We start from the raw sequence: 22421 nt of genomic DNA on the forward strand, positions 1-22421 counted from the left end.
TGGGAGATCAGGAAGAGGGATAGACCGCGACCACGTCGCGGCTGCGGAAGACGCCATGGCCGTCCGCCGCCACGTAGAGCGGAACCTCGGACGCTGCGGGCAGTGCCGTCACCGTGCCGGTCCGCAGGCTGACGCGAGCCGGGACGCGTCCGGGGGCGTTGGTCCCGTCCTGGGAGATCGGCAGCCGCCCGTACAGGGAGGCGGCTTCCGTGCCGTCGTCGGTGTGCACGATGCCGTAGGCCGTGCCGTCGTCGGCCACGGCGGTCAGGTCGATGCCCCGGGCGTCGGCGCTGCTGGTGAAGCAGTGCCCGCGGCCGGTCGTGAGGTCGAAACCGGCCTGTCCGGAGACAAGGAAAGCACCGTTCGGCGAGAGACGGGTGGAGGACTGGGCGGACCCGGGCTCAAGAGTGAGCGCGTCGGCAGATGTGCAGCCGACCTGCGCTTCGATCCTGCCCGTCGCGAGATCGTGCACCGCCAGGGTGGTTGTCCGCGTACGGGAGAGCGCGGGCAGGTCGGCCTGTGTGCCACCGGTCTGCCAGGCGGCCACCAGGTAGCGCGAGGTGACCGCGAGCGGGATGCCGGCGCGCATGCCGCTGGGGGCGACGCTGCCGCTGGTCCAGGCGTCACCGACCTGGAACCCGTACACGCACGAGGCTGCGGCCGGAGCCCACTGCCCGCAGCCGTCCTGCTGCTGGAAGGCGGACACGACACCCCGGGCGGTGGCGAAGGCGGGCGAGGACCCGACGGCACAGGACCCCGCGCCGCAGCCGGAAACCGTCATCTCCTTCGACCGCACGGTGCGCTCGGCCCCCGTCCCGGCGTCGATCACGACGGCCTCATCGTGCACACCGTCGGTCACCGGGCCGACCAGAAAACCGGAGTCGGTGGCCGTGAAGGAGAACGCGGTGTCGTCCGGGGGCGTCAGGTCGAGGTGACGGCCGGCGGTCGCCGCGCCGACGGAGTCCGCCGCGAGGACGTCGACCGTGACCGTACGGCGCGACACGCCGAGGCCGCTGCCGCCGGTCCTGCCCTGACGGGCCACCAGCACCTTCTCACCGGCACTGGTCTCCTGGACGAAGACACCGGCTCGGGCACTCGTGAGAGACGTAGGAGTGAAGGTCCACACGGTCTTGCCACTGGGGAGAGAGAAGGCGCGCACGCGCGAGCCGTCGGCGGATGCCTGCACCACGAGACCGCTCCTGGGCGCAACGGTCACCAGAGGGAATCCGCTCGAACCCGCTTCGAAGTCGGAGACCTCAGGGTTCGCCGGTGCGCTCCATCCGCTCCCGGAGTCGAATCCGTCCGGAACCGGGAGCCGGACCGGCCCCGAGGCCCTGTGCGCCGCCGACGGGGACGGGCCGACTCCACCGCCCGAGGTACCGCCGCACCCGGCCAGCACGCCGAGGACGAGCCCGGCCACTCCCATCGCCACGACGCGATGCCCTCCACGGCGCGATCCGCCCGCCGGGGCCATGCCGGGGGCACCGGACGGCACAGGGGTAGAACAGTCGTTCATCGAGTCCTCCGCTCTCGGACGTGTATCGCGGCCTGCCGGCACCGCACCCCCACAACCTTATATACCCCTATGGGGTATGTCATCGTGGTGTTGGCGGCAGCCGGACGGCTTCTGCGCGGCGCGAAACCACTGACCGATGAGGGTAGGGACCGCGGGCGCGGACGGCAGACGATGCGACTGCAACTGGTCTGTCAATCCAGGTACTTGAGATATCGCGGAAGGAGAAACGGCTACATGGGCAGCACTCCCCGGCCCGATTTCGCGCGCGTGGCCCGCTTGCGGGGCGCGGAACAGGCAATGATCGACGAAGCGGCACGGCAAGGACTCATCCCCGAGGACATCGCCGGCGCGCTCACCGCGCCTGGCGTGAGCAGCCAACTGCTCTTCCGGCGGTTTGAAGCGGTCGAGGACCTCGACCTCCTGACAGGCCCGGCATCCGGTTTCGTGGACGTTCCGCGCGGTCTGGCCGACGGTGAGGTGCCCGAGCGTGTGAACCTCGATGACGGAAGGCAACGTGCCGCGCTGTACCGCGTGGTGCTGCTGCGTGGTACAGCGGCGGAGCAGGCGGCGCTGATCAACCGCGAAGCGTTGCTGAGCCTGTGGCCCCTCCGGCTGGCGCCGCCGGCCGTCACGCAGGTGTGGGAGTGCCGGTTCCCGGAGCTGAGGACATCGTGAACCCGGAGCACATGCTCGCGGTCGCCCGCATCGCGCTGTCCGTCTGCGGCCCGGACGGCTACTGCCTGTCCGGCTCGCTCGCCCTCGGCATCCACGGCGTCGGCGGGGCACGGCTCGCCGAGGACATCGACCTGTTCACGGAGCAGGTCCAGGAGACGTCCGTGCTGCGGACAGCGGTCATCGAGGCGCTCGCTGCCGAGGGCTACCGGATCCAGGAGATCCAGACCCGCGGTTTCCATCCGCTCGTGCGGTGCTATCAGTACAACGACCTGCTGTTCACTCACTCCGAGCACGGCGACGTAACCGTTCAACTGGCCCGCATGCCGCGCTTCTTCGAACCCTCCGTCGTCGAGGGCATGCCGGTCGCGGGCATCGGGGAACTGCTCTACGCCAAGCTGGAAACGATCGAACACCGCCTCGCCGCGAAGGACTTCGTCGACCTGTCCGTCCTGAGCCGGCACCTGAGCCGCAGCGATCTCGACTCCTACCTGGCCGACTACACCACCGGGATCGCGGAGCTACGGCAACTCCCCGAGACACAGGTGCGGGAAGCCGTCTATGTGAGGCTGGCCCAGGTCGCCGACATCCCGGACACAGCGTTCGCCCGCTACGGTCTGGACCCGGAGACCGTGACGCTCCTGCGCGCGGATCTCCTGGCGTGGGCGGACCGGATCGCACCGGCCGAGGCCAACCAGAGCCGCCTGGAGCCCCGCCTGGCAGCCGGACTGGAGATGCCCGGGCGGGCGGACATGCTCGACGCCCTGGCCCGGCTGATGCGCGCGGACTCCCTGGCTCTGCTGACCGACCCTCAGCTGAGCAGCCTGCGCGGTCAGGCCATGGAGATGACACTCACCGCAGCCGAGGGACTCAGCCGGACCGCTGAACCGCTCCCCGACGGTCCTCCGGCCCTCCCGGTCGGCGCCGAGGCGATGAGCCATACCCAGGCACTCATCGCAGAGGTGCAGCTCATCACGCTGGAAATCCAGCGGCGCACCCGGCTCACCGCCCGCCAGAGAGCGGAAGAAGCCGTTGTACGACGCGCCGTGGCCGCACAAATCGACGACAACCATCCTCCGCAGCATGAGGACGTCCGGAGGGCGCCGCAGGCGGATCGACGGCGCCGGCACACCGAGGCCGAGGAAGAACTCCGCCACCACCGCCCTGCGACCGGACCAGGCTACGGAGGAGCCCCGACATGACAGCCCCCGAAACCGGCGCACGACACGCCCGGCCGGGCCACCCCCGCCCGCCCGGCACGGGCAGCCCCCAGGCCGACGGCGCGAACAGGAGCAACCGGACCGACTTCGTACGGGTGGCCGACAAGTCGCTGCCGCTGGACACCCTTCGCGAGCACCCCGGTGACTATTCCGCTCTCTTCGCCCGCGCGCGGGCCGAAGTCGGACACGGTCAGTGTCTCTGCACGACACCGGCACTGCGGCTGGTGATCCGGTGCAGCCGCGCAGGCCGCGATCACCTGGCCGGCTGGCCGGGGGAAGGCGAACTCCACGAACCCAGCTGCGGTTTCCACAAACTCGCCTCGGAACTCACCGGCCGCGACGCCTACAGCACGGAAGCCATCCACGAAGGAGACGACGGCGTCGCGATCCGCTTCTCCGCCGCACTCGCACGCAAACTCAGCGCGCCGGAACCCGCAGCCTCCTCCGAACAGAACAACGGGCCCTCCCGCCGTGCCGTCGGCCTTCTCGGTCTTCTCCACTGGCTCTGGGAGGAAGCCCAGCTCACCGCATGGCATCCGCGCTGGCGCCGACGTACCTGGTGGGTCTGCCACGCGCGGCTGAGCGAGCAGATCGCCGGATGCTTCATCAACCACGAAGAACTGGCTCAGGCCCTGTACGTCGTGCCGCCCTTCCGGAAGGAGTACGCGCGCCGCAACACCGCCGTGTTCGAGACATTCCGGATCACCCGCCTGGCGCGACGCGGAGACACGCAGCGCCGCGGCCTCGTCCTCGGTGAGATCAGAGGCATCACAGCAACCCCGCACGGCATCCGGTACACGCTGGCCCACCACCACGGCTCCCTGTTCGCCACCGCGGCCCTCGACGAACGACTGCGCCGCTCCTACCGCCCGGCCTTCTCCAAGACCGCTGATGGACATGGCTCCCGCAGGATCGGCCTGTTCCTGGTCGAACTCAGCCCCAAAGGGAACGTCCGGGTGGTCGATATGGCCGCCATGCTGGTCAGCAATCTCTACATTCCAGCCGACTCCAGTCACGAAGTCGTCATGGCCAACGCTCTGACCGAAGCTGGCCGCGCCTATGTCAAACCCGTACGGTACGACGGCAGCGATCTAGTATTTCCCGACTTCGTTCTCACTGACACTCGTCCTCACTCCTATGTGGAGGTGTACGGAATCCAAGGCAGGGAGTCGTACGACCTGCGCAAGCGCGTGAAACAGGCCCACTACCAAAGCCGAGATGCCGGACTGATCGAATGGGAGGTGACGGAGGCGATTCCCGACGTTCACCACCGATGAACCCAACATCGAGATCGAGTATTCGACATCACCCACCAGTTTTATTGCAATCTTGGCTCCGGCCGGGAGTCGGCCTCGACACATGCCTGATCCGTAGATTCCCGTCCTCGTGGACCGGCTTACCAGGGATTCGGTGCCACCGTCCGCACCCCCACTGCCACCACCGCGACCTACCAGCAGTGCAACCGTGACCACACCCGACTCCGAACTCCGGGATAACGCGCCTTAGCCCGCCTCAAATCCTGGTGACTGCTCTGATGGAAACGCTGGTCGACCAACCGCATCGGTAGGGCCGTGCGTGGAAGCGATGCACACGCACTTGACCTGTCAGTGCTTAGGATGAAAGAGACTGAGTGCCGCCGAGGTGATTTCTTTCAGTCAGCCACTTTGGATGGTGGAGAATGTGGCCAGCTCCCAGAATTTGCTATTCGGTGGATTTTCCTTCCTGCTCAGGCGTTCGTCAACCTGGCGGTCTGTTTTCTTTTTGCGGGCATAATGCACGTTGTCGTTGTATGCTTCAGTTCTCCCCGTGCAGGCGTATCCCTTTTGCGCTCCACAATATGCGCAGGTGGCTGCATGTCGGATTCTCTTGATCTCTTCGGACAGTTTCTTGGAGTAGTGCTCTGGGCAGCCGTACAGGGCGGTGATTTCCTGGCAATGTTGTTGCCCGTCGGAATTGGGCCAGCCGCATCGGTCTTCCGGGCGCGGATCGTGCAGGGCGCAAGGCGATCCATCCGCGCGCCTCGGATAGGGGCAGCGCATTGAAATGACTGCTCCTGATGTCTTTGCCCGCACGGAGACTCCGAACAGACGTACTGTCATGCCCTTGGTCACCCATGTCACCGTCCCCTCGCCTTCCGGGGGAGTTCCCGGGCAGCGGGCGGTATCGGGATCGCTGCCGTCTGGCAGCGGCCATTCGGCATGTTCGGTGCAGGATTCCCCGGCTGCATTCACTTCGATCGGGCAGCCAGCGTATTTCTTGAAACGGTATCCGTAGCCGCACTGAGGACGCAGGATTCTGCGGAGGGTTTCCACGAAGGAGTCGGCTTGGGTGATGTCCGGTTCTTCGAGGGCACCCTTTCCGAGTTCGAGGAGGCGTGCGATGTCGGCCGCCATCTGTGCCGGCATGTGCACCCTATTGGGGACACCCTTGGTGAAGAGGGCGGCTGGGGGAGCGGGGTTTTTCGCCATACTCCCTCAACGAATGTCTCGAAAAAATAATTCGAGTCTCGGAAGAAGTTCACCCGGCTGACGGATCGCGAGATGCAGTCGTCTCGTCAACGAGGCGCGCTCCCTTGACCACTTCTGAGTGTTCCAGGGATGCGGATGCGTCGTGTCGCAGGTCAGCGCATGACCTCTTCGCCACGATCTGTTGCTGATCGCGAACACATCGGTTCGCGTGATGATGCCTACGTTCCGTGAAGGTCCATAATGGCGACTCCTCCTCCGACTCAGTCGACCCGCGTTCTGCGTCCGTCCTCTGGCTCACGCGTAGATCTTGGAACGCTGGAGCCACAGGTCTTCTCCCGCCTGCTGGAAAAGGCGTGCGCCGATCGACTACTGCCGTCCGGGCTGGCAGCTGAGGCGGCCGTCCGGGCTGGCGCCGGCCGACTGGGAGTGAAAGAACTCCGCATGCTCCTCCTCCAGGTGCCGCAGTTCGCGTCGGCACACACGGTGATGGCTTCCGCCTGGGTAACGGTCAAAGCGCGTCCCGAGATCGCTACCTCGGTCCTTCACTCGTACGCGCAGGATGCCGGGTGTCCGACCGCGTTCGTCGTCCGGGACGTGCAGTCTGCGGGCTCAGAGGTTTTCAGCGCGCAGGCGGGCTGGCGTCGTTCCGGGAACTTCGCCCATGGCGCCACGGTCACGCGGACGAACAGGAAGGCGGCCCACCAGTACGCGGCCGTGAGCCTGCTCGGTCATATGAGTGGGCTGGAACCGGTCGAGCAGTCCGACGTCGAGCAGGGCTGGGTGCCCGCGGCCCGGTACTCGGCCGTCTCGGCTCCTGCCCAGGCCCGCGACCAGTCGTTTGCCGCTCGGTTGCAGCAGGCCCTGGAGCAGCGGCATGTGGCACCTGCTGTTGTGGCCGAAGTGACAACGCGTATCAGTGCCGGAGCGCTTCTTCCCCGCGATCTGCACGCCGTGTTGTTCCGGGCGGTGTCCCCTGCGTGGGGACCGGCGCGAAGGGCCGCGTTGCAGGCGGCTTGTGCGGAGACAGGGACTGCCGTGTCCGTACTGACGATCTATCAGTCGGTGCGTAACTATCCCAATCCGGTTTTCTCCGAGGAGGAGAAGAAGGGGGCCACTGGAGTATTCCGGTCTCGGGTGGAGTGTCTGATCGATGAGGAGACCATCACTCTTCTCGGTCCGTGGCGTTCCACCAGACGCCACGCGCGTGGGGCGGCGGCACACCGGGTGCTGGCCGATCTTGCCGACCTGCCCGTTCAGCCGTCGCATACCCAGGAAGGTGCTGGGTCCGCGCCAGGTGCGTCGGGTGAAAGCGACGGATCGGCCCCTGAGGACCAGCTCCGCTCGATGGAGGGAGCTGGCGTGCTCAGCGAGCTGACCTTCAAGGGCGAGCCCAGCATCACCGGGCTGGAGCCCTTGTTCGTGTGTGTCGCGGCCTGCGTGAGCCGAGGGCAACTGGTCTCTGGCACCGGACGCGCTCTCGGCCGGTCCAGCGCCCGCCAGGAGGCGGCCAGGGAACTGCTGAAAGCGTGGAAGAGCGCGATGAATCCGGCCGACGGCGTCCGGCGCGGCCGTGTCGTCGTGCCGGCGTTCCGGGGCAGAAATCCGTTGATGGTGCTCAACGAACTGAAGCAGACCAGCAAGATCACCAAGCTGAACGTCGAGGACCCCCAACTCGATCCTGCGGCAGGGTTCCGCGGCGCCGTCACGTGCCGGGTGGGCGGCGAGCGGCTTCGAACCGAGGGGACAGGGTCGACCAAGCGCGCAGCACAGCGACGCGCGGCGGCTGAGATGGTAGAACTGCTCGCCACCCCGGTGGACGCGCCCCCTTCAGCTGCCGCGTACACGCCGCTGGAAGGGGAACAAGCCGATCGTCTGCGCCACGGTCCTGCGGGGCCGGTCGCTGTCCGCAGCGAGGTCTACGCGGCCGTGGCAGCACTGACCGCGCTCCTGCAACAGGGCGCGGAGCTGACGATCGATGTGCAGGGCGCGGTCACTCGGTTCTTGGTCTACCGCCCGGACGGGCTGCCTGTGGAGGTGACGTGTCACAAGCCGATCCGGCCCTGCACGGTCACCCTCGTCCTGCCGGGGCAAGGCGCTGCGGTCGGTCCCCGGCAGGTGGAGTGCTGGCAGGTACCGGTCCGGGTGCTGGTGAACGCGCTTGCGGCTGAGCAGGACCGGGGGAAGGAGGCTCCTTCGGTCCAGGTATGGCGGCAGGTGCTCCGTCTGGGGCTGGAGGCTGTGGCCTGTGGCCGGGTGTATCCGTCGCTGGCCGAGGATGCCACGGATACGTGGAGGGTGGGTCCGCTCACCGGCGAGGAGAAGACCCGTGCCCGGCATCTGAGGCAGGCCATGGTGCCCCCGGCACACTGCGGTGCTGTCGCGGACACGAAGCCCTACCAGATGTGGGCTCCGCGCTTGATGGTCCGTGCGGGGCTCGACGCGGTTGCGGAAGCCATGCTCAGAGGGCCGGGCACGTCCGTGGTCCTGGGCAGCGGTCCGTTCACCGCGGCTGTGCCCCAGCAGCAACGCAACCCCTCCCTCGTGCAGTGGGCCGACGACTTCGAGGATGGCCGCTCGGCTGCCGAAGTACTGGAACTGGTGCTGTCGGTACACGCTCCGAAGAACGACAGCCCGAGCGACACCGAGCTGCTGTGGGCCGATCTGCGGGTGCGCCGGCCGGACTCCCCGGTTGCTCAGCAGAGGACATGGCAGCCTGTTGCTCAAGTGGCCACCGATGCTCAGCTTGTGGCCCTTGTCCGCCGCCGTATCCGCCGTACGGCATCGGCGTGGACACCCGCCGAGCGGCTGCTGGAACGGCAGGTCCCCGACAGGTTCACCCTCACAGCCGCAGAAGCCGTCCTGCTGCTGGGACGTACCGGACAGCAACTGGAACGGTTCGGGCTGAGGGTGGAGTGGCAACAACAGTGGACGGACCTCCTGCGCACCCGGGCTCTGGTAGGACGCCGGCCTCCGTGCCCGCCTTCCGCCGCACGGCCCAAGTTCACCTTCGATGATGTGCTGGACGGCAGGTGGCAGCTGTCCGTGAACGGACAGGACCTGTCCGACCGCGAGATGGACGATCTCGCTCGAACTCCCGTACCGCTGACCAAAGTCCGCGATTCATGGGTGCTTGTCGACGAGGAGACAGCCCAACGAGCCGCCGACCGGCAAATGCCCCCGATCCCCGCCGACGAGGCGCTGCGCGCTTCCCTCAGCGGTCAGATCAACATCGACGGCAAGACGTTCGCGTGCGAACCAGAAGAGTCCCTGGCCGACCTCGTGGAGTTCCTGCGCAACGGTTCCCGTACCGCCCCGGTAGCGACTCCTCCGGGACTCGAAGCCTCCATGCGCGACTACCAGCAACTCGGCCTGGCCTGGCTGGCCAACACCACCGACGCCGGCTTCGGGGCACTGCTGGCCGACGACATGGGCCTGGGCAAGTCACTGACCGCACTCGCCCTGCACCTGCACCGGCGAGACCAGGACCGCCAGACAGCAGGCCCGACGCTGACCGTCTGCCCTGCTTCCATGGTGATCAACTGGGAGCGGGAAGTGCACCGCTTCGCTCCCAGCGTGCCCACCGTGCGCTACCACGGGCCGGACCGCACCCTGGATGAAGCGACGCCCCGCTCCGTTGTGATCACGACCTACGAAACACTCCGCCGGGACATCGACATTCTCGTCCAGCAGCCCTTCGACATGGTCGTCGCCGACGAGGCCCAGATCATCAAGAACCACCGGACAGCGACGGCTCACGCCATGCGACGCCTCAAGCCCACGGTCCGGATCGCGCTTACCGGCACACCCGTGGAGAACAACCTCACCGAAGCCTGGTCAGTGATGGACTGGCTCAACCCGAACCTGTTCGGAACTCTGCGGACCTTCCGCGATCAGTTCGCCCGGCCGATCGAGGAAAACATCACCGACACCGACCTCACCACACGTCTGTCGGGCCTCCTCAAAGCATTCATGCTGCGCCGCCGGAAGGCCGACCCCGGAATCCTCCCCGAACTCCCACCGAAGATCGTCAGCCCACGGGTCGTCAGCCTCACCCTCGAACAGGCCGCCCTCTATCAGAAAGTCGCTGACGACACCCTCCGCGAAATCCGCTCGGCCGAGGGCGTTCATCGCAAGGGACTGCTGCTGACCCTCTTCAATGATCTTCAGCAGATCTGCAACGCACCCGCCCAGTACCTCGACGAACACCTTGACGGCGACTACGACCCGCAGCACGCGGCAGGACGTTCCGGCAAGATCGCCGCCCTGGACGATCTCCTTCCTGTGCTCTCCAGCCCTGACGAATCCACCCTGATCTTCACCCGCTACCGGACCATGGCCCGCCACCTCATCCGCCACCTGCGCGCACACGGCCTCGACCCGCTCTACTTCAGCGGAGACATCACAGCAGGCCGGGACCGTCAACGGCTGATCGACGACTTCCAGTCGAGTCCCGGCAAGACGATGGTCATGACCGTCAAAGCCGGCGGCAGCGGCCTGACCCTGACCCAAGCCAGCCATGTCGTGCTGTTCGACCGCCCCTGGAACCCCGCCAAGGAGAGCCAGGCCATCGACCGCGCACACAGGCTCGGCCAACGACGCACCGTAACCGTCCACCAGCTCATCACCGAGAACACCTTGGAGGACCGGGTCGACGAGCTGCTCCAGCACAAGCGCGCGCTGGCTGACGCCGTCCTTGCCGATGGGTACTCCGCACTGACCGAACTGACCGACGAACAGATCTGCGACCTGATCGCCCTGGGAGCACAACGATGAGCCGAAACGCATGGGCGGATGCCTGGGAGACAGCTCTGCGCACTGCCGTATCCGACGAGACCACACTGCTCGCCGGCCACAACGACCTCGTCGCGGGCGGCATCACCCATCTGGCCATCACTCCCGGCAAAGCCACCGCCATGGCAACAGCACGACACAGCAACGAGGAAGCGCACACCGTCATCACCCTCCCCGTACTCACGCACGAACAGGCAACCATCGTCCGCGCCGCCTCCTCCCACTGCGGCCACCACAAGGAACTACGCGCGGGCGGTCTTCCCGACTGCCTCGCCGACCCCGCCCACACCGGCAACGTCCCCGTCGCTCCGGCCTTCACCGAGATCGGCTTCGCCTGCACCTGCGGGACATCACCCTGCCGACACGCAGCAGCCCTTGCACACGCCGTCACCCGCCGACTGATCACGAACCCCGCAGAGTTCGCGGTCATCCGCGGCCTTCCCCTCCAGAAGCCGACAACCGAAACGGCCGATGCCGCTCCGGACCCCGAAGCCATCACCACCCGCACAGCCCCCAGAGGGAAGCGCCAGGTCCCCGCACACCATGTCTGGAGCTGGTACAGGGAATGCGCCGAGCTTCCCCCTGTACCCGACCACACCTCCGACCCCGTCGACCTCCCGACTCCCGCACCACCGTCATGGCCCCCACTCCCCGCACCCGCACCCGGCCAGGAACAACTTCACGCCCTCGTCAACGACGCAGCCGAACAAGCAAGAAACCACCTGCTCTCAGGGACAGCACTCGAATGCGCGTGGAACGACGACGCCATCCGGCTGGCCTCAACCATCCCCCAGGCCCGGCTCCCGGAGATCGCCGATCGACTCGGGCTCGACATCGCGCAGCTACGCGAACGACTCACCATGAAACGCACATGAACCTGTTCCATGCCGAACTGGGCGCCGTCCCTGCCACCACCTAACATGCGCGGATACCCTCTCGTTTGGCTAGGGCGGTGGCCCCACCCTCGTTCTCCTCCACTGCGATGAGTAGAGATCCGCAGGGCCGGACACCGCCAGGTCCGCGGACCTGGCATGCGAGCGCCCGTCGGTGGGAACGACTCTGTCCCGGGAGGCCGGTGCCGGGGTTCACGCTGCCGGGGTTCCCGGGGTGGAGTGACAGTGACCAAGATCTTTTCCCCACGTACGGCCAGCGGTTCCTCGCTCGCGGCCCCCACCGGCGGCCGGATACGCTCCCCGGGTCGCGAGCAACGGTCACACGGAGTGACGTACGTGAGGTCCCCTGCTGCTGTGCCTGATCGGCGCTCTCTTGGCGGCGTTGCAAGGGCAGACTGTTTCCCAAAGTCCAGACGTGTTACATGAGCCCCTGCAGGCGTAGGTGCTGACGCCCAGCTGAACGCGGCAGTTGACGGATAAACGTCCCGGTTGGCGGTCAGTGCCGCTACCGTCAGTGGCCACATTGGTGTGAGCGGAAGGGGACGTGGTGGCATTCAAGGGGGGCGCAACGGGGGCACCGAAGTACCCGACGCCCGAGGCGTTGTATCCAGATCTACCCCGCAAATCCGGTGCCGTGCCAGGCTTGCTGGTGCACCAGGGTGACTTGCTGCGTCGCTATGCAGCAGACAGCCACGTCGCTACCGCAGATCTTGCACTGGAGCTACCTACCGGCACTGGCAAGACAATCCCGGCGTTGGTGATCGCGGAATGGCGAAGGCGCACGCGCAAGGAGCGGGTGGTGTACGCCTGTCCGACGGAACAGCTGACCAAGCAGGTCGCGGCAGCGGCAGGCCGGGAGGGCATTCCGGCTGTGACTCTGACGGGCTCCCACACCGCATGGGACCCTTCGGACGATGCGCGTTATGTGTCGGGCAAGGCAGTCGCCATCACGACCTACACCACCGTGTTCAACAGCAGCCCGAAGCTTGCCCCACCCCAGCTCCTGATCTTTGATGACGCACACAACGGGGAGCAGTACGTCGCGAACCAGTACAGCGTCACCGTTGACCGGTGGGGCGGCGACTCACCGAATCCCGACCTCTACGTCGAGCTTCTGGAGATTCTGACCCCTGCCCTGGACGGCATAGTGGCCCAGCGGCTGCTCAAGCCCAAGGCCGAATCCGGTCATCACAACGCCGTCCAGTTCATCGTGCCCGCCCGTCACGACCAGATGCCCGAGCGGCTTTCCCGCACTTTGTCCCAGACCAGCTCACCATGGTATTTCCGCTACGCCATGATCCGGGATGTGCTGGCCTCGTGCCTCGTCTACGTCACACACAGCAGCATCCAGATTCGCCCGCTTATCCCGCCCACCCGCGAGAACACCTTGTTCTCTGAGGCTAGCCAGCGCCTGTACCTGTCGGCCACGCTGGGCGCGGCGGGCGAGCTTGAGCGTGCATTCGGGCGTACCGGCATCAAGCGGCTGGGCTTGCCCGAGACGGCGCCTGAGCCTCGTTCTGGCCGGCGGTTCTTCGTCTTTCCAGGTCTCCTCAACGGCGGCGACTCCAGTGAGCTGACCAAGGAGATCGTCAAGCTGGCCGGGAAAGCCCTCGTGCTAGCGCCGGACAGGACAACCGCTGTGCGTACTGCCGACAACGTCCGTCAACCGTCTTGGCCGCTGCTCACCATCGACGACGTCGCTCACGGGATGGGCCCGTTCGTCGCTCAGCAGAACGCGGTGTGTGCGCTGGCCAGCCGCTATGACGGCCTTGACCTGCCCGACCACGGCTGCCGTCTGGAGGTCATCGAGAACGTTCCCGATCGCGACCATCTGCAGGAGCGGTTCCTGTCGAGTCGGGTTCGCGCTGGCGCCGCTTTGTCAGAGCGGGTCCGCACCCGTGTCGTTCAAGGTGTCGGTCGCTGTACCCGTGGTTCGTCGGACTGGGCGGTCGTCGTCGTTCTCGGGGACCTTACCAAGTACCTGCTCCGCCAGGAGAATCTGACAGCTCTGTCGGCCGAACTGCAGGCTGAGATCAACTTCGGGGTGGAGAACAGCATCAATACCACTCAGGCCGAGATCTTGGAGAACGTGTCGGCCTTCCTGTCTCAGGAAACTGACGACACCTGGCGCGAGAGCGGTGAGCCGTTCGTCGCCCAGCTACGTGCCGAGGCCGTCCGCGAACTGCCAGATGGCAGCGAGATCCTCTTCTCCGCAGTTCCCACAGAGATCCAGGCGTGCGCACTCGCCGGGCAGGGTCGGTGGCAGGATGCCAGTGCTAAAGCCCAACAGGTCGCACAAGCGCTCTCCTTCGGCGGCGCCACCACCAAGGGATACCGCGGGTTCTGGCTCTACCTCGCCGGGATCTGGGCCTACCGCGCTGCCTCTGACGGTGCACCTGCTGCCAGCGGTGGTCTCGTGAATGCTCGTGCCCTGATTCGTCAGGCAGAGCAAACTGCCGAGGGCACATGGGCGAGGTACATGCCGCTCCTGCCCGCCATGGAGGCGCCTGCCCTGCCTGCCCATGACGACCAGGCCGTGGCTACTGCCATGAACCTCCTGCGGAAGATCACCCCCGGCCAACTCGACAAGCGCTTGGGGAACATGATCGAGGGGCTCAAGGAGACCGCGGCGTCGGCCTACGAGCCCGCCCTCACCCAGCTCGGGCTCTTTCTCGGCGCAGAAGCGAACAAGCCGTCCGGCACGGGCCGCTGCGACTCCACCTGGTGCTGGGGCAATCACCTGTGGGCCGTCGTCGAGGCAAAATCCGACCAGGAGCCTGACGGTGTAATGGCCCACAAGGACATCCGGCAGGTCAACGACCAACTCCGAATCCTCAAGAGCGACCGCAAACACAAGGTCATCCCGGACGGCAGTTTCACCGCCCTCATCTCCCCAAAGCCTGCCGTCGACCCGACAGGTGCCATCGGGGCCGAAGACCACGCCTACCTCGTCCATCCGGAAACCATCTGGGAGATTGGCCAAGACGTCCAACACGCCTGGGAGGAACTCCTCGCGGGTCGGACAGGCCGTGACGCCGCCGGGCTCACACCGTTGATCGCTACGACGTTCCAGCGCTACGGCCTCCTGCCTTCACAACTCCGCGAGCGCCTCACTGAGTACCCGATCGGTGCCGCCGGCACAGCCACTTCCTGAGTGAGGTCCTTGCACGTGATCAGCGGTCTGCTCGGATTCCCCGCCGAGCAGAGTGCTGCGTCGCAACGTCGTCAGGGTCGAGCTGAGAAGGTCACCGATCTGGTGGCCAGTTACCTCCCCATCAGATGGCCGCAAGCGGGGAGATCTGACTGGCCACCCACAGTGGAGGGGGATGCGTCGGGCTGGCAGTACTGGAGCAGTGCGGTACGCCCGATGGAGATCCGGTTGTCCCGGCGCATGGCGGTGAGGACGGTGATCGTGGCGGCGACGGGACGGAGGCAAGTGCTCAGGAAGGATCGGGGTGAGGGAGCGTCAACCTTCTTCGTGGTTCGTCCAGGGCTGCTCAGCGGCTGGTCTTCACCACGTGACCGGTCTGCCCGGACAGATCCCATCGCGGACTTTTTCACCATGTTTTTCGAGGCTGGTGTGCCTGAGACCTGCCGGGGATGGAGTCGGCCGTCCGGGAACGGCAGCCAGTGGCCGGACGCGACGGGGACCGTCGCCTTCAGTGGTTGAATGGCCGCCGACTGGTGTGGGGCGGATTCTGCTTCAAGACGTGAGTAGCGCTACGGCCTTGTACTGGCGACGAGTTCACCGGCGATGAAGGCGCGTATGGCTTCTTCGAGGATGGCTGTGTGCCGCTTGAGTTCGTGATTCTCCTGGACCAGGGGGTTGTCACGGTCGGGATGTGCCGCGAGGGCCTCGTCCATCTCGCGTAGGCGGAGTTCAAGTTCTGCCTGAGGTGTCTGGCTGGCGGCCACGGCCAGCCGGGCGGCCCGCCGGACGGCGAACTGCGCGAGGAGTTCCTGCTGCTGGTCCGTGAGTCCTGTGCCAGCGGTGGTGTTCTCGTCGTTCTCGTCCATTCGTTCTTCCTCCTTCACGCTCCCGGCGTCCTGCGTGGTCCCGGGGGAGAGCCGTGGCGCCGGTTGCTGTTCTGGTTGTCGTGTGCGGTGTCGGTCTTCCGACGGAGGACGGGGTCGTCCGCCGGTGTGCCTGGTGTGATGGGGGCGAGGCCGCGCCGGGCGCGTTCGGTGTCCCGGTGGCTGTGGATCTCGTCCAGGCGCTGCTGGATGCGGGAGCGCTGGAAGAGCGTCATGGCCTCGTGCAGTTCGGCCCACCGTTCGCGGTCTTCGGCCTCATCAGGAGTCTCTCCCAAAGGCTCGCCGGAGTCGATCTCGTTCAGCATCCGATAGACGGTGAGCGCTGCGACGAGTTGCTGCCACTGCTCCTGCTGGGCGTCGTCGTCCGCGTCGGGTGCGGGGATGTGCTCGACCCACTCCTCGACGGGTTCCTGAGCGTCCAGCGCCTGCCGCAGGGCGAGTTCGGCGAATGCCGCAGCGGCGGCCGATACAGCTTGCTGGTCGTCCGGCTTGGATATCCGGGCGTCGAGCAGCCGGTAGTGGATGTTCTCGGCGGTGCGGGCGGCGATTCGTGTCCCGCTTGACGGCTCGTCGGGGCGGCGCCGTGCGGCTGCGGACGCGCGGGCGCGTCGGCCGATGTCGGCGATGCGCCGCTGGAACACGGTCCAGGCATGGGCATCACGTGGATCGGCCGGCTGTTCCCCGAGACCGGGGACGTCGTCGGCCACGGAGCGCAGGGTGCGCCACACGTCGGTCACGGCCGCCGTGCGTTCCCAGTGTTCGCGGAGTTCCGTTCCCGCGAGGGGGACCGGGCCAAGGACCCGGGCCCACGGGGGCGGGGTCTCGGACAGGGCGCGTCCTGTCTGTGCCAGACGTTCGGAGAGAACGATGCGCCGTTCGACCAGATGCTGGCGCCAGCCCTCCGGGGTGTCGGTGTCCCGCACGGCGGCGGAGGGCGCGATCCAGTCGGGCAGCCGGCCGTTGAAGGTGGGGACCGGTGCCGGTGCGTGCGGGAGTTCGTCGCGCAGCCGCTGTTCGGCCCGAACCCTCGCGGCGATGAGCTGGGCGCGCTTGAGCCGTTCCCGGGCCGTGTCCTGGCGGTGGAGGTTGGCTGTGCGTTCGGCGCGGGTGGCGTCCACCGGCTGACGGGCGGTGTGGCTGGCGCCGTGGACGGGTTCGCGCTGCCAGTCCTCGCGCATCCGTTCGCGCGCGGGCATCTCCTTGCGCAGCCGCTGTTCGCGCCGCAGCAGGGCGTGTTCCCCGGCAGCAGCGCGTTCGGTGCCGTGGTCGCCGTCGTGCTGCGCGCGGCGGATCACGGCGCGAACTCGGGCGATGGCCGCGGAGAGTTCGGCCCGGGTGAGGTGACCGCCCGCGCGGTCGGGCCAGGCAGGATGGGGAAGCCCGTTCACGGTGACGGGCCGGGGCTGGCTGTCGACGGCGGCGTCCGCGCGCAGCAGTTCGTCCAGGGCGGTCTTGCGGTGCTGCTCGGCGCGCTCCAGGAGGCGCGCGAGGTGTTCTGCGCTGAGTGTCTTCAGCGGGCGGCTCCTGCCCGGCTCGCTCTCCCTGAGCGCGGCGCGTTCGGCTGCCTGCCGTCCGTCCCTGACACGGTGGTCGAGGCGCCAGGCCAGGACGGCAGCCGGGTCGTCCGCGTCCGCGAAGTCCCGCTCGCCGAAGGCGCTGTGGAGAAGCAGGCCGAGGTCCCAGCCTTCTGCCTCGGCGGCACGCAGCGACCGCTCGACGACCTCCCAGGCGTCCGCGGCGATGAACATCTCCGCCGAGGGACCCAGGACACGACGGGTGAGGCTCTGGAGACGCTGGCTGGTGGCGCGGGCGTAGACGTCGGTGTATTCGGCGACGAGCTGGCCGATATTGGAGGAGCGGTCCTGCTCGGTCTGGATCATCTCGTGGGCGGAGACGGATGCCTGACTGCTGCGGGCCACGGTGTCCAGCACATCACGCATGTTCTGCGCGTCGTCGGTGACGGCGTAGATGCGGTTGGAGAGGCTGCCGCGGGTCGCACCGACGTACGCGGCCTCGCGGGAGGTACGCGCGGTGACGAGGCCGTGGGCGGCCTCGACGGTGACACCCTGGGCGCGGTGGGTGGTGTACGCGTACCCGAGTTCGGCGTGCCGGCGCAGGTAGCCGTGGGCGAGGACGATCCGTCCGCCGTGGCCGGTGTGGCGGGCGTGGACGTTGCCGCGCCGGTCGATCCTCTCGACCCGCCACCGGTCGCCGTTCTTCACGTAGTCGCGGCCCCCGAGCAGGGAGAGCCGGCGCTGGTTCCGCCGGGTCACGATGATGTCGCCGACCGCGGCGTGGAGTTCGTCGCGCAACCCGGCGGTCCGGCTCAGGTCGAGCAGTCCGGAGGCGAGCTGGAGGGCCTGGGCCCGCAGGTTGAGTTCGCGGACCATCTCGGCGTCGTCGGCCACCATGAGCGCATCGAGACCGGCCTCGGTGTCGTACTGCCACCCGGCGAAAACGGCGTCGAGCATCTCCTCGCGGCTGCCGCCCGTAATCCGCCCCTGGTCCAGATGCCAGTGCCAGGCGTCGGCCGGGTCACCGTCGCGCAGGACGAGCGTCGCCTCGCCCTCGCCCTCGGTCCGGAACCGGTGCAGCTCTTCCAGCTCCACTACCCCGACCGTGCGCGCGAGTTCCCGCAGCACGCCTCCCGACTCGATCGCACCGAGCTGCGCGGGATCGCCGATGAGCCGGACCAGGGCACCGGCGGACTCCGCCTCGGCGACCACACGCGCGAGGTTGCGGGTACCCGCCATGCCCGCCTCGTCCACCACGATGACATCGCCCGGGCTCAGCTCGTACGGCTCCTCGGCGGTCCTGCGGCGTCTGCCGTCGCGCCGTCTCGGCACGCGGTGGACGATGCTGCCGTCGGTGAGCTGATCGCGCTGGGCGAGCCAGCCGTGCAGCGTGTACGCCGCGATGCCGAGGTCGGCTTCGATGACCTTCGCCGCGCGCGAGGAGGGGGCGAGCGGTATGAGCCGTCGACCGGCGGCGGCCACCGCGTCGCGGGCGAGCTGGAGTGCGGTGGTCTTGCCCGCACCGGCGGGGCCGATGCCGCCGACGACGAGCCGTTCGGAGCAGGCGATGGCCTGCGCGAGCCGGCGCTGTCCGGCATCCAGGGCATGGCCCTGGAAACGGTCGGCGACCTCTGCGAACCGGTCCTTGGCCAGGGTGGGGACCACCATGGTGCGCGCCGCGTTCAGGACCCGGTCCTCGGCCGCGAGGACCTCCCTGGAGGTGTACAGCACGGACTCGCGGCGCCGGTAGATGCTCGTGCCGTCGGCCCGCAGGAGCGGGGCGAACGGCCGGTGCAGGTCGGGCGGTGTGATGGTCAGCGACCCCTGTTCCAGGACACGCCGGGTGATCTGCTCGGCGAGCTGGTCGGCCGCCGTGCTGCGGCCCCGGGTGAGCCGTACGACGTGCCGCCGGGCCTCGGCAAGGACATGCCGCTCGCCCCACACCGCCCGTGCCTCGGACACCACGGCGAGGACGTCCTCGGCGGCCTGCGCCATGTCGATCGGGGCGGACTCCCCGCCGTCGTCACAGCCTGAGGACGCCTGTGCCTGCGCTGTGCGCACCAGAGCGTCGACGCGGTCGCGGCCGACTGCGGCGATGGCTCTCCTGCGCCAGGCCGCCCGCATCCGGGCCAGGGAGCGTCCCTGCTTCTTGGCTGGTCTGGTCTCCAGCGTGGCCTGCTGGATGAGCGCCATCCGGGCTGCGGTCCCCGGCTCCTTTCCGTGCTCCTGACGGTAGGCCCGCAGCAGCTCCTCCAGGTGCCTGCCGATGTCGCGCGTGCGCTGCGTGTGCGGCTCCAGGACGCCGCGGTCGAGGCCCCGGATTCCCATCACCGGGCGCTTGCCCGGCGTGACCTCCCGCTCCTCCGCCTCCAGCCCGAGACGCGCGCACACCGTCTCGACCACGACCTGGTTGTAGAACTCGGAGGCGGCGACCCCCATCGCGTACAGGAGTTTCCCGTCGATCGAACGCCACTTGCCGTCCGGGCTGCGGACCTTGTTCGCCACGACCAGGTGATGGTGCAGGAGAGGTTCTCCCAGCCGGTTGTCGTGGTGCCTGAAGAGGGTGGCGACCAAGCCGCCGCGCACGTCCTCCTGGGCCACTCCGTTGATGCCCGTGCGGGTGGCGAGCGCGTGCTCCTCGATCCAGCGGATCGTCTCGCGCACCGCTTCCTCGTCGCACTCCATTACGATCCGGCACACGTCATCGTCACCCAGGCCGAACAGTGCCTTGCCGATCTCCTCCGGAGAGCGTAGGACCAGGTCGTATGCGGCGACCGCCTGCTGTTTCGCGGCGGTGCTGGCGCTGATGTAGCGGGCGAGTTCCTCGGCATCCTTGGGGGAGCGGCCGAAGTCCTCGCGGAACGCGACGGCCCCGGCCCTGGAGCGTATCTTCCTGCGTTCCTCTGCGGTGGCCTGGGTTCCCTTGCGGGCTTCGAGAGCCTCGATCCCGTCCTGGATCGTCGCGGTGAGAGCGCCGGCGGTCTGCTCGTAGCGGTAGAAGCGCCGGCCCAGCCGCGCCCGGCGGGTGGCCTCGGCGGGCGAGAGCCCTTCTGCCACGGCCGCTTCGATGATCTCGTCGGCGTCCGGGTGCAGCCCCTCGCCGTACAGGGCTTCCATCTGCGTCTCGGTCACCGTTCCGGAGACGCCAAGTTCTGCGATCCCGCCGCCCACCCATACACCTGGAGGATTTCCCTCGGCCGTGTAGTAATCGACCAGGTCGCGGTCCAAGGAACGGTGGACATCTCCGGTGACGGTCTCACTCATGTAATAGCGGTAACCATCCCCGATCGAGAGCTTGTGGATGGTCATCATGCTCTCAGATTACCTAGTGTCATTGTGAATGCAAGAGCTTTGACGGAGGAGAAGGGATGTGCAGGGAAGGGGAGTTGGCGAGCGAGGAACGAGCCGAGCCGACGATCCGACCTGCACACCCCTTCTCCTCCGACCGCGAAGCGCTCTCGGTTTTCCGCAGGTCCGCTCTCCTGAGCGGACCTGCGGAAAACCCGCAGTTCGCGTTTTCCACAGGCAAGATCAACTTAATTCGATTGCCTCTGGATGCCTCTGGGAGGGTCATTCACGGAAGGGCCCCTCTTTCCCCTGGGGTGATGGGGTGTTCGTCGTCCACAATGAGCCGAAACCCATGTTTCAGGGGAGGCGAGTTCGATGGCTCAACGCAGGCCGAGGAAATCCGCGCGCGAGGTCGAGGCCCGTGAGAAAGTCCGCGCGCGCAGGGCCGCACACCGGCAGCGCGAGCAGCAGCTGGAGGACCTGGCGACCGACTACGAAGTCACCGTGCAGGAAATCAGGGACGTCACCGAGGCGGCCGAGGAGAGGATCGCCGCCTACACGGCCCGGCTGCGGGGCGAGGCGGAGACCTCGAAGCGGGAACTGCGGGAGAGGCAGGCCGCGAGCATCGGCCGGATGCTCGCGCTCGACGGTGCCCGTTCCGTCGCCGATCGGCTCGGCGAGCCAGTGGAGACCGTCCGGAAGGCCGCCTCCAGCACCGCCGGTGCCACGGAATCCGGGAAGCCGGAGCTCGGCCGGGCGACTGCACAGTCGGCCGGTCGGCCGTCGGCAACGGCCCAGCCTGTTACCGGCCCGGCCCCGTCCGGGAACATGACGACCACGGCCTCTCCCGGTCCTGGCCCGGCGGCGCTCTTGCCGTCCGGGCAGCGGGCGGCCGTGGCCGGAGAAGGGGAAAGGTGACCGGCGACAGGATGGCGGAGCGGCCGGTGGAGGACCTGGATCCCGAGTGGATCGGCCTCAGGCTGGAGGCGGAGGACGAGCAGGGGGTGAAGGTCGGCTTCCGGCTCGGCCGGTACGAGAAGTCGACCGTGGACGGCAAACCCGTGTGGCGGCTCTTCAGCGACCACCCCGCCTGGAGCGTCACCGTGTACGCGGGGGCCACGCTCCGCTGCGTCCCCCCGGAGCCGCCTCCCGAACGGCAGGCCCGCCATGACCCGCAGCAGCCGGTACCGGCCGTCCACCCAGCACCCCAGTACCCGGCATCGGCTCCGTCAGGCCCCGCAGTCCGCAGCCCCCAGTCCTGGGTGACCCAGCCTCCCCACCCGCATCCGTAGGAGCCGGCAGCGCCGACGTCGACATGGCGATGCCGCGGCCTTTGTGCCGACGTGAAGGACGTCGGTACAAAGGCCGCGGCATGGTGGCGGTGATCCGCCGGACGGGCGCGGCAGGGATCGGACGGCCGCGTGGATGATCTCGTCGGTCTTGTGCTGGTGAGGGAGTCGGGGCGGTGTCCGGAGCCGGACGGCGTCGTACGGGCTGATGTCAGCGGTGGCCCAGGATGCCCCGGGAGCGGCGGGGAACGCGGGCAGCGGGCGTGGACGCCGGTACGGGCGTGACGGCGGAGGGCTTTTCGGGTTCCGGCTCGCTGCGCGGGGCATGCCGTACGGGAGTGATGTAGTGGGGAAGGATGCGGGAGGCAGCGGCGGCGGCGTTCGCGTCGTCGGCGTACAGGTCGCGCTCCCAGAACTCCCAGGGCTTGCCGTGCTGTCGCTCGAAGGCGCCGAGGTAGCCGAGGTTCCCCCACCCGGAGCTCTGCGGGGCGTTCCGCTGGCACATCCACCCGTAGCCGTTCAGGTCGGCGGGATCGATCTCGGTGACGACGAGGTGGCCCCACGGGGAGTGGTAGATGACGTACTCTGCGGCTTCCCCGGGGGCGGGTCGGGGGTCGTGGGGAGCGAGGGCACGGAGCAGGTTCGCGGGCGGGTAGAAGTCGTGGCCGCGCAGTTGCCGCTGCGACTCGAACAGCGGCACGGCGGAGAGGGGATGGAAACGGGGAAGGCGCACGG

General features: G+C 67.8%; 13 protein-coding genes. 8 read left to right on the top strand and 5 right to left on the bottom strand.

Annotation, left to right across the window (positions count from 1 at the left end):
• Nucleotides 1-7 precede the first annotated feature (7 nt).
• Nucleotides 8-1189, bottom strand: coding sequence for a hypothetical protein (locus ACLZOT_RS15240; RefSeq protein ID WP_416969400.1), 1182 nt, complete (start codon nucleotides 1187-1189; stop codon nucleotides 8-10).
• A gap of 561 nt (nucleotides 1190-1750) precedes the next feature.
• Between ACLZOT_RS15240 and ACLZOT_RS15245 the strand changes: the two genes are divergently transcribed.
• From ACLZOT_RS15245 to ACLZOT_RS15255, 3 genes are read left to right on the top strand one after another with little or no spacing between them, the layout of a single operon-like run.
• Nucleotides 1751-2191, top strand: a complete 441-nt coding sequence (locus ACLZOT_RS15245; RefSeq protein WP_416969401.1) for a hypothetical protein — start codon at nucleotides 1751-1753, stop codon at nucleotides 2189-2191.
• On the top strand, nucleotides 2188-3390 hold the full coding sequence (locus ACLZOT_RS15250; protein ID WP_416969402.1) for a hypothetical protein: 1203 nt from the start codon (nucleotides 2188-2190) through the stop codon (nucleotides 3388-3390). Before ACLZOT_RS15245 ends, ACLZOT_RS15250 begins: the two co-directional genes overlap by 4 nt.
• The gene (locus ACLZOT_RS15255; protein ID WP_416969403.1) at nucleotides 3387-4685 is read left to right on the top strand and encodes a DUF1173 family protein; all 1299 of its coding nucleotides are present in this window, start codon (nucleotides 3387-3389) and stop codon (nucleotides 4683-4685) included. The genes ACLZOT_RS15250 and ACLZOT_RS15255 overlap by 4 nt, the downstream gene beginning before the upstream one ends.
• A gap of 378 nt (nucleotides 4686-5063) precedes the next feature.
• On the opposite strand, the gene ACLZOT_RS15260 is transcribed toward ACLZOT_RS15255, so the two are convergent.
• Nucleotides 5064-5801 (bottom strand): hypothetical protein, encoded by a 738-nt coding sequence (locus ACLZOT_RS15260; protein WP_416969404.1) that lies wholly within the window; start codon nucleotides 5799-5801, stop codon nucleotides 5064-5066.
• Between the two features lie 516 nt (nucleotides 5802-6317).
• On the opposite strand from ACLZOT_RS15260, the gene ACLZOT_RS15265 reads away from it, so the two are divergent.
• The 3 genes from ACLZOT_RS15265 to ACLZOT_RS15275 all read left to right on the top strand — a co-directional run bounded on the left by ACLZOT_RS15265 (nucleotide 6318) and on the right by ACLZOT_RS15275 (nucleotide 14714).
• Complete coding sequence (locus tag ACLZOT_RS15265) at nucleotides 6318-10649, top strand: DEAD/DEAH box helicase (RefSeq protein ID WP_416969405.1); 4332 nt, start codon at nucleotides 6318-6320, stop codon at nucleotides 10647-10649.
• Complete coding sequence (locus tag ACLZOT_RS15270; RefSeq protein ID WP_416969406.1) at nucleotides 10646-11542, top strand: hypothetical protein; 897 nt, start codon at nucleotides 10646-10648, stop codon at nucleotides 11540-11542. The genes ACLZOT_RS15265 and ACLZOT_RS15270 overlap by 4 nt, the downstream gene beginning before the upstream one ends.
• Nucleotides 11543-12209: 667 nt before the next feature.
• On the top strand, nucleotides 12210-14714 hold the full coding sequence (locus ACLZOT_RS15275) for a DEAD/DEAH box helicase (RefSeq protein WP_416969438.1): 2505 nt from the start codon (nucleotides 12210-12212) through the stop codon (nucleotides 14712-14714).
• 566 nt (nucleotides 14715-15280) lie between these two features.
• Here ACLZOT_RS15275 and ACLZOT_RS15280 read toward each other — a convergent pair.
• Together ACLZOT_RS15280 and mobF are read right to left on the bottom strand one after the other, a co-directional pair.
• Complete coding sequence (locus tag ACLZOT_RS15280) at nucleotides 15281-15577, bottom strand: hypothetical protein (RefSeq protein ID WP_416969407.1); 297 nt, start codon at nucleotides 15575-15577, stop codon at nucleotides 15281-15283.
• A gap of 14 nt (nucleotides 15578-15591) precedes the next feature.
• Nucleotides 15592-20421 carry a MobF family relaxase gene (gene mobF, locus ACLZOT_RS15285; RefSeq protein WP_416969408.1) on the bottom strand — a complete coding sequence of 1610 codons (4830 nt, stop codon included), beginning with the start codon at nucleotides 20419-20421 and terminating at the stop codon, nucleotides 15592-15594.
• Nucleotides 20422-20772: 351 nt separating this feature from the next.
• On the opposite strand from mobF, the gene ACLZOT_RS15290 reads away from it, so the two are divergent.
• Together ACLZOT_RS15290 and ACLZOT_RS15295 are read left to right on the top strand one after the other, a co-directional pair.
• Nucleotides 20773-21315 carry a hypothetical protein gene (locus ACLZOT_RS15290; protein ID WP_416969409.1) on the top strand — a complete coding sequence of 181 codons (543 nt, stop codon included), beginning with the start codon at nucleotides 20773-20775 and terminating at the stop codon, nucleotides 21313-21315.
• Nucleotides 21312-21689, top strand: coding sequence for a hypothetical protein (locus tag ACLZOT_RS15295; RefSeq protein ID WP_416969410.1), 378 nt, complete (start codon nucleotides 21312-21314; stop codon nucleotides 21687-21689). The genes ACLZOT_RS15290 and ACLZOT_RS15295 overlap by 4 nt, the downstream gene beginning before the upstream one ends.
• A gap of 208 nt (nucleotides 21690-21897) precedes the next feature.
• Here ACLZOT_RS15295 and ACLZOT_RS15300 read toward each other — a convergent pair whose 3' ends face one another.
• A complete protein-coding gene (locus ACLZOT_RS15300; RefSeq protein ID WP_416969411.1) occupies nucleotides 21898-22419 on the bottom strand; it encodes a hypothetical protein in 522 nt (173 codons plus the stop codon).
• Nucleotides 22420-22421 lie beyond the last annotated feature (2 nt).

Source organism: Streptomyces sp. 4F14 (assembly GCF_048159485.1).
GTDB lineage: Bacteria > Actinomycetota > Actinomycetes > Streptomycetales > Streptomycetaceae > Streptomyces.